This window comes from Paenibacillus radicis (ex Xue et al. 2023) (assembly GCF_024722015.1).
GTDB lineage: Bacteria > Bacillota > Bacilli > Paenibacillales > NBRC-103111 > Paenibacillus_S.
This window is the reverse complement of sequence record NZ_JANQBD010000034.1, coordinates 33,436-49,728: the sequence shown is the minus strand read 5'-3', so window position 1 is coordinate 49,728 and position 16,293 is coordinate 33,436. Positions and strand designations below refer to the sequence as shown.

The window sequence follows — 16,293 nt, the reverse complement described above, 5'->3', positions numbered from 1 at the left end:
AATTAAAATGCGATTTTTTATAAGTATTTATCGAGTTTTTGCATTCTGAGTTCTTTTAAAAGCACTTTTACTTCTTGTGCTTTGTCTTTTGAACAAATTAATGTTACATCTTCAGTATCGACTATAATTAAGTCTTCAACCCCTAATGTAGCTATTAACTTGCCATTACTTTCAATAATACATCTTTTAGTATCCAGATTAAGTATATTACCTTTTATCACATTACCATTTTCGTCATGTTCGTTAATTCGATCTAAAGCAGTCCAACTACCAACATCATCCCATCCAAATATACATGGAATCACATAGATGTTGTTAACTTTTTCCATAATTCCATAATCGATGGATTGATCAGGCATTTTATAAAATTCTGATCTTATAATATCATTCCTATTGGTTGAAGTAGAAAATGCAGTTTTCATAGTTTCCAAAATATCATGCATATCTGGCATTAACTGCTTTATATATTTCCGTATAACGGCTGTTTTCCAAATAAAGATCCCACTGTTCCAGAAAAAATTGCCAGAAGAGAGATAACTCTCGGCTGTTTCTAGATTGGGTTTTTCCACAAAATTACTTACTTTGTGTACTTCCAATTCATTAATAATTTCCATCTCTTTCGTACTTTCGATATACCCATAACCAGTTTCGGGGTACGTAGGTTTTATTCCTAAGGTAACCAAATTACTGTTATTCTGGGACACTTCAACAGCCGTTTCCAAAATCTTGATAAAACCTTCTTCATTTTCAATAATGTGATCGGATGGTAAAACTACCATGGTACTGTCCGGAAATTTTTCTTCAATTATGATAGAAGCTATCCCTACACAGGGAGCTGTGTTTCTACCAACCGGTTCGATAATAATGTTTTCTAAAGGTAAATTAGGAAGCTGCGCATGAATTAATTCCGCATAAAGTTCATTTGTAACTATAAAAATTTGAGTAATATCTATTAGTTTCTCAAGTCTTCCTATTGTTTGTTGAATCATAGACTTATTACCTGAAATATTTAAAAATTGCTTAGGCAAATTAGTTCGGCTCTTGGGCCAGAAGCGTTCGCCCTTACCACCTGCCATTATTACCGCGGTAATGGTCATATCTTCCCCTCCACCTCTCGACATAAATCACAGAATCTCTACAACTATATCATTATAACGCAACAAAATACGACAACGCAATTCTTCTGGAATTAATTGTTTTTTTCACCATATTGTAATAGTATAATGGTTTTAGAAAGTTTTCTAATAAGATTAATGTTAGCAAGTAACAAAAAAAATGACCAGTTTAATTAACTGGTAATATCTAAAGTTGTTTTTATAACCGTTAACGAATAAAATCAAATGAGGAGTCGAATTTTGGAGGTACTGCACTGATGAATTACTCTTATGCTACACAAAAAAACAAAAAAGAACATTTTATTCCTACAATGGAAATCAATAAGAAACTTGGGACCAAAAAATTATATTCAACAGCCCTGGCTTCTATATTTATAGCTTTAGAGGCAATAGTTATTGCATTTGTATTCTTCTATCTCTATGAATATCGCATAGGACAAGAATTCGATCGAGATATTGTTTTTTGGGACATGGGTTCCCCGCGTTTTGTTAATTATTTAATTTTCTTCGTCATTTCTTCAACCATTTACATCTTCTTTGTATATCGTTATAAAATATTTCGCTTCAGGTCTCAATCAGGTCTAGCTGATGAATTATTTAAAGTTGCTAAAGCTTATTCATTCTCCATACTAATTACCATAGGCGCCAGCTTTTTGCTCAAGTATATAGATTTATCGAGGATTGTTATTGCAAGCTACTGGATCACTGCTATTGTGTCCTCAGTTATTGTTAGAAGTATCAAACGATTAATTTATATTCGTCTCGCTAAAGAAGGCACACTAAGTAAAAACGTAGTTATTGTAGGAGCAGGGAAATTCGGAAAATCTCTAATGGATGAACTTACTCATTACAAATATCTAGGTTACCACATTGTAGGATTCGTAGATGATAATGAGCAGGATGATTTTGAGCACTATAAATATTTAGGTCCTATATCTAAAATAAATGAGATTTTAAAAAATAACCTTGTTGAAGAAATCATTATTACAATTCCTTCTGAAAGAGAATTAGTAAATAAGCTCATCACTGACTTAAGAAAGCTGGATATTAATATTAAAATCATTCCGGACTTATATAATTTGGTTATGAGCACCGTTCAAATTGGTAATATTAATTCTTTACCTGTGGTTACTCTCGTTAAAACCCCTATGCGGGGACTAGGACTGGCTGCCAAAAGATGTATGGATATGATAGCCTCATCACTTCTGATATTATTTATATCTCCTATATATATTCTCACTGCTATTGCAATAAAGCTTGACTCCAAAGGAAGTATTATATATAAACAACAGCGAATTGGAAGAAATGGTAAGCCATTCTCAATGTTAAAATTCAGGTCTATGGTTTCGGATGCGGATCTGCTTCTTAAAAAATTAGAAAATAAAAATGAAGTGGATGGAATAGCCTTCAAGATGAAAGACGATCCGAGAATTACGAAAATAGGAAAGTTTATCAGAAAGTACTCTATTGACGAATTACCTCAGCTCTTTAATGTTTTATTAGGTAATATGAGCTTAGTTGGCCCTCGTCCACCACTTCCTTACGAAGTTGAGCGTTATAGTGATTGGGAATGGAGAAGACTCGAGGTGCTTCCAGGCATAACCGGATTATGGCAGGTAAGTGGCAGAAGTGACTTGTCCTTTCAACAATGGATGAGTTTAGATATTTATTATATTGAAAATTGGAGCATTGCTTTTGATATTAAGATTTTATTGAAGACCATACCCGTAGTTCTAAAAGGGGAAGGGGCTTATTAATTTTGAATGTTTATTTAGATGCCCAACCTTTATTAGGAGCACGATCAGGAATAGCTCGATACACAGAATGTTTAAGTAAAGAGCTATCAAAAGATGTGAGTATAGATTTATTTTTAGCCTTTAACCGAATAGCAAAATCTATTCGTGAAGATCACGTTTTAGAAATAGAACGTGATTTTCATCTTCATTTAATAAATAGCATATACCCTTATAAAGTGATTCGCAGATTGTGTGAGCCGAATTTTCTCTATAATTTGCCTTATGATATATTAACTAAATCCAAAGCTGACATATTCCATGGCACTAATTTCACTCTTACACCAACACTCAAAGCAAAGAATATTATCACTATTCACGATTTAGCCTACATGAGGTATCCTGAAGCGACGAGTGATCGGATCTTGAAACACCATAGCAAATGGGTCCCTTATAGTGCTCAGAAATGTGACCGGATAATCGCTGACTCACAACAAACTAAGCAGGATATTATTGAACTCCTGAGTATTCATCAGGATAAAATTGATGTCGTTCATCTTGCGGCTGACGAGAGCTTTCAATATGTTCAGCATACAGCACCCATCATTGAAAAATACCAGTTACCTGAAAAATTTATTTTATTTGTAGGTACACTGGAACCGAGAAAAAACCTATTAGGGCTTCTCAAAGCGTTCTCTTTACTTAAAAAGAACTTCGGCTGTTCAGAGAAACTTGTTATCGTAGGCGCAAAAGGATGGAAGTTTACCCCCATCTTTGACTGGGTGCAGGAACATCATCTAGAGGAAGAGGTAATATTTACGGGCTTTATAGATGATGAAGACCTGCCTGGACTTTACAGCGCAGCTTCGGTTTTTGTTATGCCTTCCATCTATGAGGGCTTCGGACTGCCACTTCTGGAAGCCATGCAATGTCGGACGCCAGTAATTGGCTCCAACGTTTCCTCCATTCCCGAAATAATTGGGGAAGCCGGAATGCTATTGCCGCCAGAGGATTCAACCGCATGGGCTGAAGGAATCTACAAAATGGTATCTGACGCCGCGGTAAGGGAATGCTATTCTCAACTGGCATTAGAACGTTCCAAGCTTTTTACATGGGACAAGACAGCAGCGGAAACCAAAAAAGTTTATGAAAAAGCACTTGGCCATAAGTAGTTTATAGAAAGAGGTACACCATGAAAATAGCAATTGTTCATGACTATCTAAATCAATATGGAGGTGCAGAAAGAGTCCTCGAATGCTTCATGGATATGTTCCCGGATGCACCCATTTATACAATGGTAGCTGATCTCAACAGGATGCCTGAACGTTTCAGAAAAGCAGATATTCATACTTCTTTTATTCAATCCCTGCCTTTTTCAAAAAATCATTACAAAAAGATGCTTTCCCTTTTTCCCATTGCCGTTGAGCAATTCGATTTGAGAGAGTATGATGTCATTCTATCCAGCTCCAGTGCATTTGCAAAAGGTGTTATAACCAATCCTAATCAACTCAACATCTGTTACTGCTACACTCCCATGAGATATGTATGGGATCTCTATCATCAGTACATCAAAGAAGATGTTAAAAATCCCATTTTCCGTAAAGTTCTTCCTTACATCCTACATAAAATTCGTATGTGGGATCAACTGACAGCTCAGCGGGTAGACCATTTCATTGCTGACTCCATCAGTATTTCTAATAGGATAGCTAAATATTATGGACGTACATCTGAGGTCATTTATCCACCTGTAAGCTATGACAATTTTCAAACATCGGATAAAATCGAAGACTTTTTCTTAATTGTTTCAAGAATGATTCCTTACAAAAGAATTGATATTGCAATTGAAGCTTTTAATAAATTAAATAAGCCCCTTGTCATCATAGGAGATGGATACGACCGCAAACGACTGGAGTCTCTAGCTGGTCCAACTATTAAATTTATGGGCATACAACCCGATGATGTAATAGTAGATTACTACTCCAGGTGCAAAGGATTCATACTCGCTGGGGAAGAAGACTTTGGTATTACACCACTCGAAGCGCAATCTAGCGGCAGACCTGTTATTGCATATGGAAAAGGCGGTGCTCTAGAAACTGTAGTTGAGAATGTAACAGGGGTGTTCTTCCGGGAATCTACTCATGAGGCTATCATAGAAGCCGTAAAAAAATTCGATACCATCAACTTCGACTCCCAAATCATTAGAGAACACGCCAATCGTTTTAATGAAACTCGTTTCAAACAAGAAATGTTAGACTTTATCAACGCCGCCATTAATAAAAAGGAGCTTTCCCATGAGTGAAAAATATGTTTACGGAAAAAAAACGGTCAAGCAAGAGCAAACGGATAAAGAAAAGACCTCGCTATTATTTTGGTTGTTAATGGGCTTTACTTCGATTTTTTTGTTGTGGGCTCCGTTTCAAAAAGCTCTTTTTAATGGGAATACAGCTGACTTTGAAAGACCTATTTACAGTTCAATAGTGTGGGGATTTATCGTTCTAATTGTGGCATCCATCTATCTGTTCTACAACTGGAAGCTGCGTGATCATCGCGATATTCTTAGTATTGTGATCTGGCTGCTTCCGCTTAGTTATTTGCTAGCTAAAGTTTCGGAGGCCTCAAGCTACTTTGCGACCAATATGTTATATATTCAAATGATCTATGCTATTTTTTTTATTTTAGGTATTTATTTATGCAGAGGGCAAATTGGCAACAAAGTCTTAACCTATAGCTTAATGGGTTCGGGGTATGTGATCGTTTGGTTTGGAGTTTTAAACTGGGTAGGCTACAAGCAATTTGCAGCTAAAATGATTCAATGGTTTGTTGAGCTGCCAGGTGATGGATTGCAGTATCAGGACGCGGTTATGTCGGCCGAGAACCAATTAAGGCTAACGTCTACCTTCCAGTATGCCAATTCATATGCTGCCTTCCTAATTGCTCTGCTCCTTGGTGCCGTTTACTTAATACTATCCAGCAAGAAGCCGCAAGCGATTTTAATTAATGCATTTATGCTTGTTCCAATCATTCTTTCATTCTTTCTAACAATATCACGGGGTGGAATCGTTGTACTTCCAATTGTAATACTTTTGGTCCTCCCTTTCATGAAACTGACTAAACAGATCTTCTTCTTCATCTATCTAGGCATAGCGTTAATAATCTCTCTATTAATTCTTGATAAAATAACCATCATTGGGGAGCAAGCTTTTAAACAGGATTTATCCTCCACTTCAGTTGGGTTATGGACGTTCATAAGTGCTTCAGCTATTTGTGCGGTTATTATCTGGGTACTACATAAGTATGCATTTCATGCCGTTCAAAAAGTACTGGATGCCAAAATCAAAATTAAGTTTGCCAATATCTTGTTACCCGCTGCCGCGCTAATTATTGGTAGCCTGGGCATGTTCTTGTTGTTTGGAAACACAGGTGCCACCAATTTGCTCCCTGATTACATGAAAAATCGTATAGAAAACATTAACTTTAATCAGCACAGCGTTCTAGAAAGAGGAACCTTCTATAAAGATGCGGTGAAGCTTATAGCAGACTATCCTGTTGTAGGAGCCGGTGGTGGCGCATGGGCTGCTCTCTATGAAAAATATCAAAACAATCCCTATGTAAGCCGGCAAGCTCACAACTTTTTTATACAGTATCTTGTAGAAACAGGCATTGTCGGTATTGTAATACTTATCGGCTTCCTCATTTATTTGTTCAGCTTATATATTCGCCATCAACTAAAAGCTGAAGAAAGCAGCTCAGATCGTCACGTATTTTATATACTTGCTGTATCTTTGCTGGTCCATAGCATCATTGACTTTGATCTAAGTTATGTATTTTTAGGTATTGTTGTCTTTTTAAGCTTAGGCGCCATGGTTTCTCATGTTACTATTATACCTAAACTACGATTCATCAAAGATGAGAAAGTGTCTTATATTAATAAAATTTATCCATCAGTTCTCTTAGTTTTATCAGTCATTATGTTCTTTATATCCGCTCAAAACTTAAGTGCTAACAGTTTATTTCGTACAGCAACGGCAGCCGCCAACAGCAACAAAGCCGTGGATGAAATATTCACCCCTTTAGATAAAGCGTTGAGTATTCGTAATAATCATCCTGATTATACACTTTTTAAAACAAGCATATTACTTCAAGCTTTCCAACAGACAAAAGATGAGAGATATTACACAGAGTTGAGTGGACTTCTAAACCGATTGAAAACAAGTGAACCGCATAACCGATACCGCATCGAGCAAGAAACACAATCTTATTTAATTAAAGACCAATTAGCCAAAGCGCAAGAGCTGACAACTGCAGAAATAGACAATTTCCCATGGGACATCAGCTTGTATGAGAGAAGTATTGATCTCGATATGTCTCTGGCAGAGAAAGCACGTATGCAAAAAGATGATGCTTCTAAGACCAAATACTGGAACCATGCATTCACTATTCATGATAAAATTTTAAATAAAATGAAAGAACTCGAAAGTCTACCTAAAGAACAGGTTCAAGGCCGTGCGTTTAATGTAACGAAAAATATGTCCCTTCGACTGGGTCAAATCGAGTACATCCGAGGTAATTACGATGCAGCTATTTCTTATTTGAAGGGGTATGTCAGTGATCAATTCGACGACACTACAAATAAGGAAATCGCCCGTTGGTACCTCACAGCCCTGCAGAAGCAAAATAAAAATGACCAAGCCTTATTCGATAAGCTAGTTGCCAAAGACCCTAAAGAGCGTGAAGAAATCAGCAAATTGGCCAGTGCGGCCTTTTAGATAAAACAATGTAAAAGCTAAATTATGTAGGCCTGATACTTGGTATCGGGTCTTTTTTATGTATAATGTAATCTTCGGACATTAGGTTACAACGTAGCATAGACTTCACTAAAAAATAAATCCAGGAACTGCTAATCATCATGAGATCAGCAACTTCTGGATTTATTTAATTCCAATTGAAGGTATAACACCACACCCATCATCTACAGCAACAAACTACTTCTTCTTAGCCGCGGCAGACATAGCTGCATATAACTTCTGCCACTGCTGAGACATATTCTTGATGTGAGGGCTTGTGTCCAAGTTAACCTGAAGCATATAATCCTCGGCAATGGTCGTTTTCATTTTTCTGGGGCCGCGCGCTTTCTTTACCTCGTCTATCTCAGCTATTTGATCTTCTTGCATAAGTTCACTGGCTTCAGCAGCTCTTTTAGGCTGACTTTCCTCCATTCACCCACTACCTCACTTCCCCAAAGTATCTTGTCGCAACACAAATAGCTCTCTAAGCTCATCCGTAGACATTTCCGTAACCCAGTTCTCTCCGGTCCCAATAATCTGTTGGCTGAGCCCCTGCTTGCGCTCAATCATTTCATCAATTCGCTCCTCCAATGTACCCAAGGTCACGAATTTATGAACCTGCACATCTTTGGTCTGCCCGATACGGAAAGCTCTGTCAGTCGCTTGGTTCTCAACTGCCGGATTCCACCAGCGATCGAAGTGAAAGACATGGTTGGCCGCAGTAAGGTTAAGTCCGGTTCCCCCTGCTTTCAAGGATAGTATAAAAATACTGCACTGCTGCTCCTTCGGAAGTGTCGAGTTCTGAAATCTCTCAATCATTTCATCTCGTTTAGCTTTGGGCACACCCCCATGCAGAAATTGAACCGGCTCTCCTCGTACCTGCTCAAAGGCAACTTGAAGCATATGTCCCATTTCAATATACTGGGTGAAGATTAAACATTTGTCCCCCTCTTCTCTTAGCTCATCTATCATTTCAAACAATCGCATCATTTTGGAAGAACGGTCTTCCCATGTGACCTGCCCGTTTTCCTTAAGCAGCAATGCGGGATGGTCGCATACTCGCTTCAGCTTAGTCAAGGTAGCCAGAATAAGCCCTTTTTTCTCGATACCGGTTAATGTATCAATTTTATCCATAAGACTTTGGACCACATTCTCATATAGAGCCCCTTGCTCCACGGTTAACGAAACATATGCTTTCATTTCATTCTTATCCGGCAAATCCAACTGAATGGCAGGATCCTTCTTGACCCTGCGCAGCAGCAGAGGACGGATCAGTTTTTGAACCTGCCCCGTTAACTGTACATCGCTGTCCCGCTCAACAGGATTCACATACGTATGAGTAAATGACTTTAAGCTGCCCAAATAACCGGGATTGATAAAATCAAAAATCGACCATAGCTCCGTTAACCTATTCTCAATAGGTGTACCGGTCAGCGCAATACGATGATTGGCCTTCAGCCTGCGTATTGAAGCGGATTGTTTGGTATAGGCATTTTTAATATTTTGCGCTTCATCTAAACAAATGCAATCCCACTGCACCCCTGATAACTCTTCCTCATCCATTTGAGCTAAGGAATAGGTGGACATAACCAGATCAGCTCCACGGATAGATTCCATAAAGGCATCACCTTTGGCCCGCTGAGAACCATAGTGCAGATGAATCTGCAGTGTTGGAGCGAATCTTTGAAGCTCCTTTTGCCAGTTGCCTAACACGGAAGTCGGACAGATGAGGAGAGCAGGTAGAGCCAATTCAACAGTTCCCTGTTTCTTCGATGCACTTGGGCTACCTTCTCTGATTTGGAGTAAATACGATATAAACTGAATGGTTTTACCAAGCCCCATATCATCGGCCAAACAAGCTCCCAGCCCACATTTGCGAAGGAACAATAACCAGGAAAGTCCATCCAGTTGATAGCTGCGCAAATCTGCATGAAGTGAAGCTGGGGGTTGGACCTGTGGGATTTGCTTGGTTTGCTGCAGTTGATTCATCAGCTTCCGCATATGTTTATTTAGTTCAATTTGTATTTGCAATCGTCCGTATAATGCTCCGTCAGCATCTAATGATTCGCCCGAACCTCCAGGCTCAGAATCTCTACCACCAAGAAGCTGCAGCTGCAGTACATCGCGAAAGGATATCCCGCGTTTTTTATCGACTTTCTTCATCGCTTGGCGGATTTGCTCCAAAAAGGCCGGGTCCAATTGAATCCATCTGCCGCGAATGAACATCATCCTTTTTTTCTCGGAAGCAAGCTTCATGAACTCATCTTCTGACAACTCCATACCACCTATGGCTATCTTCCAATCGAATTGCATCAGTTGCCCGAGCCCCACCAAAGATTCGCGTCCAGAACCAACAGAAGACTTTAACTGCGCTTTGAGCTTAGGCCTGAGCATTCTCACTTCTTCCCACCAAGAGGGCAGTAATAAAGAATAACCCGCCTTCAATAAAAGCAAGCTGCTTTCTTCCATAAACATCCAGGCCGAGTCATCCGTTAAAGTTGTTGCCATTGAGCCCAACTGACTATCGCAGAGGTTAAGCATAGGAACAATTCGAAGCAGCTTACCTATATCCTTAGTTAACCTTTCTTCGTAAAATCTACGCCAATGTTCCGGTAAATCTTTTGGAATGCTGCCGTTATGTAAATAGGTCTCTTGAATCTCATATAGCATGTTAGAGTCATGTTTATCCTGAAGAAGCACATTCAGATGCCATTCCCCATCAGCCTTCGGCGATTTCCACTCTAGCTCAACGTTCGGCACTACCAATTGGATACAGACTTTAAATGGGACATCGTCTTGCTTCCAGCCTATTGAAACAAGCCATTCCTCTTCATCAAACAAATCAAAGGGTTTATTCTCCTCTTGATTTATGTTCGATACTACGTATCCCCCTTGACCGCCACTTACAGCCAGTTCAGAGTGATCCAGCATAGGCTTCTCCGTACATAGTTCTTCCCATGCTTCCTTGGTGTTCTTTGTACCTTGCAGCAACTCGTTGGCAGCACTTTGAAACCAGTCTCGCAAGTAGGTAATGTCTAGCTGCTCCGCATCATACAAGAGCTGTTCATAGTCAGGCTCTTTCTCCTTGGGAAGCAACAGCTTCCATCCTGTCCTTCCCTGCTTCCAGTCGTCGAACGAAGGAATAAACCAGCCCTCTGACAAGGCCTCCATGAAAATCACAGCTGCCTTTTTCAATACCAAAAGTGTTGCTTCCCATTTGATTTCTCCATGGAGCGATGCAGAGTCGGAAGCCAAATAGTGTAATGCCGTATAGGGCGATAAATAAAGGCCTAGATTGTCCTCGTATGCAGCTTTACCTCCTAATGTAGCTCCATAAAAAGAATGCCTGTGCCAAGCAAACAAGCGAATTCTAAGCTCATTCGTGGATAGTAAAGTTTTCTCTTTTCCTATTCCTGTAAAGTGAAAATCTCCATTCGTTTGCCGCACTGCGCTAAGGGTCATAATCTCAAGACTAATCATTGGATAAGCTTTCCTTTCTGTAATTCCTCCTGAAAAGCACGATACCGGGAAAATTGTTTCTTAATATGCAGCAAATATTGATTCCAGTACTCCAGTTCCCCCAACTGCTTGTAGTATTGGTTCAGCTTTTTCAAGAGCCTTGCAGCGCTCTTATAGGCAACACGGTTTTTCTGTAATATAAATCGCTCTACGGAAAAGTGATAAAGTGGTAAGAGCAGATTCTTATCATGCGCTTCAATCAGCTTCAAGCTCTCTTTTTCTATCTCAAAAGGAGTTCGTTCAAATATCATCTGAAGATCAATCCACTGCCGATACTTCTGGTGCTTCAATAAATATCCGGAATAATACGTAAAGCTGGACGGCAGCATAGAACAGACGATACCGAGCCATTCCTCTTCGAGTTCCTGATGCTTAGCCGCTTCCTGCCAATAGTGAAAATATAGCTCCATATGGGAAGTACCCGATGACTGGACTAAAGGACGAAGCCATTTCAACCAGTGAATTAATCGGTCCCAATCCTGATTGGACAGAAGAGCTTGCAGAAAAAAGACATACCAGCCTGGCTGTCTGTTCACCAGTTTTTTTGTCCTTTGCATGGCCTGCTCATCATTTCCTTCTATCACGTCGAAGAGAGCCAGCTTCATACTTATGTCTTGCTGCTGTCTAGGATTTATCTGTGGGTGATTTAATACCAACTCAAGTCGAATCTTTTCATCACGGATCCTGTTCTTGTCCCTCAAAATCCCCCACCATAGTAAGTTATAGGTGTCTCGCCAGGGCATCATCGAACTATGGATTGGAGAACCGTATACGGATAAAAAAGATGCCGTCTCTCGCAGATGATTCGGGTATAATTTACATACTTCCGCAGTAATACTTTGTGAATCGAGTGCAATAAAACGTTCATAACACTGCTTCGAAATATTGCGTAAACCTTGTCCGAATGTATGAGAATGATAGGAATAGTTTCGCTCCATCTGCTGTTGTAACTCATCTGCTCGTTTCATTGTGAACAGTAGAACATGTATCTCATACAAGACCAAGGTTAGAGGGCTCCAGCCTTCTCCAAACACCAACAGCTTAGTCGAAACCTCAAGAAAAAACTTATCTAAAGCTCCAGAACTGTAGATGGCATAATTGCCAAACTTCTTATCAAAGTACAAATGCCAATCCGCTACAGAACCTGATTCCTTCGGGAAAGTTACTCGCTTAACAGCTTTGGGTGCTACTTCTGCATATACAGGTGTACCAGGATTGGAAATACCTCTATTGGAGGTTGAGGTTACTACCTGAAACTCGCCTAAATCCATCTCTGCTTGCACAGGTTCCAAGGTGTCTGCGGACTTGTTATTGGCTGCCGGTTTTGAGTCTATAATAAGCTTCCGGTCAGGTGTTAAAAATTGAATCGGCTGTAAACCCGCTTGTCTAACCGCCTCATATATAACTGCAGCCATATGCTTGCAATAACCATTGTAAGGACAACTGCATTCGCTGCTAGAAAATCGTTTCATATCAAGTCTAACCTTATATAAATTTGAGCCATAGATTATCGCTTGAACTGTTGAGTCGCTGTCGATATGGAATCGTTCCACCATATCTTCCCGAAAATATTCCCAACCTCTTCTCAAGATAGTTGAGGAAAAGAAGGGGCGTATATTTTGAAATAGAGTTTTATAGGTTAACTCTAACATGATAATAAATCCTCCGTAGATTACAAATAAATAATTTAATTATATCATAAGTAAATTTCAACAGACTTCAACAAAAATAGACTTCTGTACAATTCTAGTGAATTGTGGGAAGTCTGTTTCATAACTCCATCTTCATGGAGTGTATTAACGATATCTGGGTAAGTTGGGATTGCCAGGAGGTTCAACTCTAGGAGGTATTACTTTTGTTTCAGCAAGTATATTTGTTCTTCGGTACGAGATATTTTATCGCGTTGATAATCCAGCCTTTCATTAGTTGTCCTAATGGTCTCAAGCAGACGATTATCAGCTTCAATATTCTCGATATGCTGCTCGCTTATGCTGCGTTCCAGATGATCTACTTTGGTTTCAAGACGATCTATCTTGGTCTCCAAACGATCCACTTTCAATTCCATTCTATCCACTTTTAAATCAAGATGATCGAATCTTGCTTCTAGTTGAATCACTCTTGAATCCAATTGATTTACTTTTGCGTCGAGTTGATCTACTTTGGTTTCCAAACGATTAACTGATGATTTGACATTCTGTAGCTCAGTTAATATTCGGTTCAGCAGTTCCTCCATGCCATCATGCTCCCATGATTTATTATAACATAGGCTCCATTATTACGTTAGATTAATATCATGAAGTTTGACGAATTTTGCAGCTTCAGAGCAAAGGGAACTCATATATGTTCAATGAACTAAAGGAGGTCTCTGTGTTTATCATTCTGCGAGGAAGCACGCCTGAAGAAAGACCGCCAAGCTGCTTGGCGGTCTGGGAATGTATCAGTTGATAATTTGCACCACATCTAAATCGGGTGGTTGTCTCTCCATAACTAGGTATCTGGAGTATGGGATGAAGAAGCACTCTCTCGCCTATAGCGTCTGGAGCTGATTTAGAACTGAGCGGTTTTGTTGGTGCTGAGATAGATCGATTAATTGATTGAGGAGTTTCAAGAGCCGCAACCCGTATCTCCGCAACGTTGAGATCAAGGTCATTCATAACGGCGTTGACAGTGGTGTCACAGATAGATTGAATGAGGTCATCCGAGAGGAACGGTTCACATCCTTAATTTCAAAACTTTTGCAAGAAATGTGGTTTTTATGTGATTTAAATAGAAAAGAGGCCTTATGAAAAGGCCTCTAATCATTGATATATCAAGGTTTTTGGAACGGCGATTACATCATGCCGCCCATTCCGCCCATACCACCCATGCCGCCCATATCAGGCATGCCTGGTTTGTCTTTTTCCGGTTTGTCAGCGATAACCGCTTCAGTTGTCAAGAAGATTGCAGCAACGGATGCTGCGTTTTGCAATGCGGAGCGAGTAACTTTAGCCGGATCAACGATACCAGCGTCGAACATGTTAACCCACTCGCCAGTTGCAGCGTTGTAGCCGATGCCTACAGCTTCTTTTTTCAAGCGCTCAACGATAACGGAGCCTTCTTGACCAGCGTTAGCTGCGATTGTGCGTACAGGCTCTTCAAGAGCGCGCAGAACGATGTTAACACCTGTTTGCTCATCAGCGTCGTTGCCTTTTACAGCAGCTACAGCAGCATATACATTAACAAGGGCTGTACCACCACCGGATACGATACCTTCTTCAACAGCAGCGCGAGTTGCGTTCAAAGCATCTTCAATGCGAAGCTTGCGCTCTTTCAATTCAGTTTCAGTAGCTGCACCGACTTTGATAACCGCTACGCCACCAGACAATTTAGCCAAACGCTCTTGCAGCTTCTCTTTGTCGAAATCGGAAGTTGTTTCTTCCAATTGGGAACGAATTTGCGAGATACGAGCGCCGATGTCTTTTTTGTCACCTGAACCGTCAACCACGATTGTGTTTTCTTTTGTTACACGAACTTGACGAGCGGAACCCAATTGATCAGGAGTAGTGGATTTCAGATCAAGACCTAGTTCCTCAGTAATCACTTGGCCACCAGTTAGAGCAGCGATATCTTGAAGCATAGCTTTACGACGATCGCCGAAGCCAGGAGCTTTAACAGCTACGCAAGTAAACGTTCCACGAAGTCTGTTCACAACAAGAGTTGCCAATGCTTCGCCTTCAACATCTTCAGCGATGATAACAAGCGGCTTGCCTTGTTGTACTACTTTTTCAAGCACAGGCAGGATCTCTTGAATGTTGGAGATCTTTTTGTCTGTGATCAAGATGTACGGGTTTTCCAATACAGCTTCCATTTTGTCTGTATCAGTAATCATGTATGGAGAGATGTAGCCGCGGTCAAACTGCATACCTTCAACTACTTCAAGCTCAGTTGCAAAGCCTTTGGACTCTTCAACGGTAATTACGCCGTCTTTGCCTACTTTTTCCATAGCTTCAGCAATCAGTTGGCCAACTTCATCGTCAGCTGCAGAGATAGCGGCTACTTGAGCGATGGATTGTTTGCCTTCGATAGCTTTGGAAATGCTTTTCAATTCTGCAACAGCTGCTTTAACCGCTTTGTCGATCCCTTTGCGGATAACCATTGGGTTAGCGCCTGCAGTAACGTTTTTCAAGCCTTCGCGAACCATAGCTTGAGCCAAAACAGTTGCAGTTGTAGTACCGTCACCGGCTACATCATTCGTTTTAGTTGCTACTTCTTTAACAAGCTGCGCACCCATATTTTCGAATGCATCTTCAAGCTCGATTTCTTTTGCAATTGTAACACCATCGTTAGTGATCAATGGGCTACCGAATTTTTTCTCAAGAACAACGTTACGGCCTTTAGGACCCAAAGTGATTTTTACAGCATTTGCAAGCGCGTCAACACCACGAAGCATTGCGCGGCGAGCGTCTTCACTGAATCTAATATCTTTAGCCATGAGTGATACCCTCCCGAAAATAAATTGTATGTTGGAAACGTTCCGTTTAGCTTCTTAAGGAATCGGCTTACCGTCCTTCAAGGACGAGCCTGTCTAAGTATAAGCTCGCTAATTTCATTAGCAGCTGATGAGGCGTCTATAGGTATAAGAACCCTAATTAGGCTAGAACAGCAAGAATGTCGCTTTCGCGCAAAATTAGAAGCTCGCGGCCCTCAAATTTAACTTCAGTACCAGCGTATTTGGAGAAAATGATACGGTCGCCTTCCTTAACTTCAAGCGGAATACGCTCTCCGTCTTTTAGTGCGCCGCTGCCTACCGCTACAACTTTACCTTCTTGCGGTTTTTCCTTGGCAGTCTCAGGTAGAAAAATACCGCTTGCGGTCGTTTCCTCCTTAGCAATGGCTTCAATGACAACGCGATCACCTAAAGGTTTGATCATTAGAAAATAGCCTCCTTATATATGGTTCTAAATTTCTTACATTAGCACTCAAATACCTCAAGTGCTAACAACACTTATTATGATACTCAGTTTGCCGCAAATTTGCAAGTGCTTTTACCGAATTTTCACACCCCCATCATTCTATCCATCCAAAAATAAAATATACGGCCCTCCGACACACTCGTTCACAGCGCTTTTTACTCCTATCCTGCTTGTAGAAATCCGTTGATTG

At 40.3% G+C, this 16,293-nt stretch carries 11 protein-coding genes; 4 read left to right on the top strand and 7 right to left on the bottom strand.

What is annotated here, in order from left to right; translation table 11 throughout:
* Window positions 1-17 precede the first annotated feature (17 nt).
* Window positions 18-1,097, bottom strand: coding sequence for a mannose-1-phosphate guanylyltransferase (locus tag NV381_RS32730; RefSeq protein ID WP_258217512.1), 1,080 nt, complete (start codon window positions 1,095-1,097; stop codon window positions 18-20).
* A 275-nt stretch (window positions 1,098-1,372) separates the two neighbouring features.
* On the opposite strand from NV381_RS32730, the gene NV381_RS32725 reads away from it, so the two are divergent.
* From NV381_RS32725 to NV381_RS32710, 4 genes are read left to right on the top strand one after another with little or no spacing between them, the layout of a single operon-like run.
* Window positions 1,373-2,872, top strand: coding sequence for a sugar transferase (locus tag NV381_RS32725; RefSeq protein WP_258217511.1), 1,500 nt, complete (start codon window positions 1,373-1,375; stop codon window positions 2,870-2,872).
* Between the two features lie 2 nt (window positions 2,873-2,874).
* Entirely contained in the window at window positions 2,875-4,020 is a 1,146-nt protein-coding gene (locus tag NV381_RS32720; protein WP_258217510.1) for a glycosyltransferase family 4 protein, read from the top strand.
* 20 nt (window positions 4,021-4,040) lie between these two features.
* Window positions 4,041-5,147: a glycosyltransferase gene (locus tag NV381_RS32715; RefSeq protein WP_258217509.1), complete on the top strand. Its 1,107-nt coding sequence runs from the start codon at window positions 4,041-4,043 to the stop codon at window positions 5,145-5,147.
* Window positions 5,140-7,614 carry an O-antigen ligase family protein gene (locus NV381_RS32710; protein WP_258217508.1) on the top strand — a complete coding sequence of 825 codons (2,475 nt, stop codon included), beginning with the start codon at window positions 5,140-5,142 and terminating at the stop codon, window positions 7,612-7,614. Before NV381_RS32715 ends, NV381_RS32710 begins: the two co-directional genes overlap by 8 nt.
* A gap of 216 nt (window positions 7,615-7,830) precedes the next feature.
* Here the strand turns inward: NV381_RS32710 and NV381_RS32705 are convergent, their stop codons facing one another.
* The 6 genes from NV381_RS32705 to groES form a co-directional block, all read right to left on the bottom strand.
* The gene (locus NV381_RS32705; RefSeq protein ID WP_258217507.1) at window positions 7,831-8,064 is read right to left on the bottom strand and encodes a hypothetical protein; all 234 of its coding nucleotides are present in this window, start codon (window positions 8,062-8,064) and stop codon (window positions 7,831-7,833) included.
* A 12-nt stretch (window positions 8,065-8,076) separates the two neighbouring features.
* Complete coding sequence (locus tag NV381_RS32700; RefSeq protein ID WP_258217506.1) at window positions 8,077-11,112, bottom strand: DEAD/DEAH box helicase; 3,036 nt, start codon at window positions 11,110-11,112, stop codon at window positions 8,077-8,079.
* On the bottom strand, window positions 11,109-12,803 hold the full coding sequence (locus tag NV381_RS32695; protein WP_258217505.1) for an SWIM zinc finger family protein: 1,695 nt from the start codon (window positions 12,801-12,803) through the stop codon (window positions 11,109-11,111). Before NV381_RS32695 ends, NV381_RS32700 begins: the two co-directional genes overlap by 4 nt.
* A gap of 197 nt (window positions 12,804-13,000) precedes the next feature.
* Complete coding sequence (locus NV381_RS32690; protein ID WP_258217504.1) at window positions 13,001-13,384, bottom strand: hypothetical protein; 384 nt, start codon at window positions 13,382-13,384, stop codon at window positions 13,001-13,003.
* Window positions 13,385-13,981: 597 nt separating this feature from the next.
* Window positions 13,982-15,622 carry a chaperonin GroEL gene (gene groL / locus NV381_RS32685; RefSeq protein WP_258217503.1) on the bottom strand — a complete coding sequence of 547 codons (1,641 nt, stop codon included), beginning with the start codon at window positions 15,620-15,622 and terminating at the stop codon, window positions 13,982-13,984.
* A 157-nt stretch (window positions 15,623-15,779) separates the two neighbouring features.
* Window positions 15,780-16,061 carry a co-chaperone GroES gene (gene groES / locus NV381_RS32680; protein ID WP_258217502.1) on the bottom strand — a complete coding sequence of 94 codons (282 nt, stop codon included), beginning with the start codon at window positions 16,059-16,061 and terminating at the stop codon, window positions 15,780-15,782.
* Window positions 16,062-16,293: the final 232 nt, after the last annotated feature.

What these genes read in the sequence shown, in the direction of transcription:
- groL (WP_258217503.1), bottom strand. Translation starts at nt 15,622, where the DNA reads ATGGCTAAAGATATTAGATTCAGTGAAGACGCTCGCCGCGCAATGCTT.
- groES (WP_258217502.1), bottom strand. Translation starts at nt 16,061, where the DNA reads ATGATCAAACCTTTAGGTGATCGCGTTGTCATTGAAGCCATTGCTAAG.
- NV381_RS32690 (WP_258217504.1), bottom strand. Translation starts at nt 13,384, where the DNA reads ATGGAGGAACTGCTGAACCGAATATTAACTGAGCTACAGAATGTCAAA.
- NV381_RS32695 (WP_258217505.1), bottom strand. Translation starts at nt 12,803, where the DNA reads ATGTTAGAGTTAACCTATAAAACTCTATTTCAAAATATACGCCCCTTC.
- NV381_RS32705 (WP_258217507.1), bottom strand. Translation starts at nt 8,064, where the DNA reads ATGGAGGAAAGTCAGCCTAAAAGAGCTGCTGAAGCCAGTGAACTTATG.
- NV381_RS32715 (WP_258217509.1), top strand. Translation starts at nt 4,041, where the DNA reads ATGAAAATAGCAATTGTTCATGACTATCTAAATCAATATGGAGGTGCA.
- NV381_RS32725 (WP_258217511.1), top strand. Translation starts at nt 1,373, where the DNA reads ATGAATTACTCTTATGCTACACAAAAAAACAAAAAAGAACATTTTATT.
- NV381_RS32730 (WP_258217512.1), bottom strand. Translation starts at nt 1,097, where the DNA reads ATGACCATTACCGCGGTAATAATGGCAGGTGGTAAGGGCGAACGCTTC.
- NV381_RS32700 (WP_258217506.1), bottom strand. Translation starts at nt 11,112, where the DNA reads ATGATTAGTCTTGAGATTATGACCCTTAGCGCAGTGCGGCAAACGAAT.
- NV381_RS32710 (WP_258217508.1), top strand. Translation starts at nt 5,140, where the DNA reads ATGAGTGAAAAATATGTTTACGGAAAAAAAACGGTCAAGCAAGAGCAA.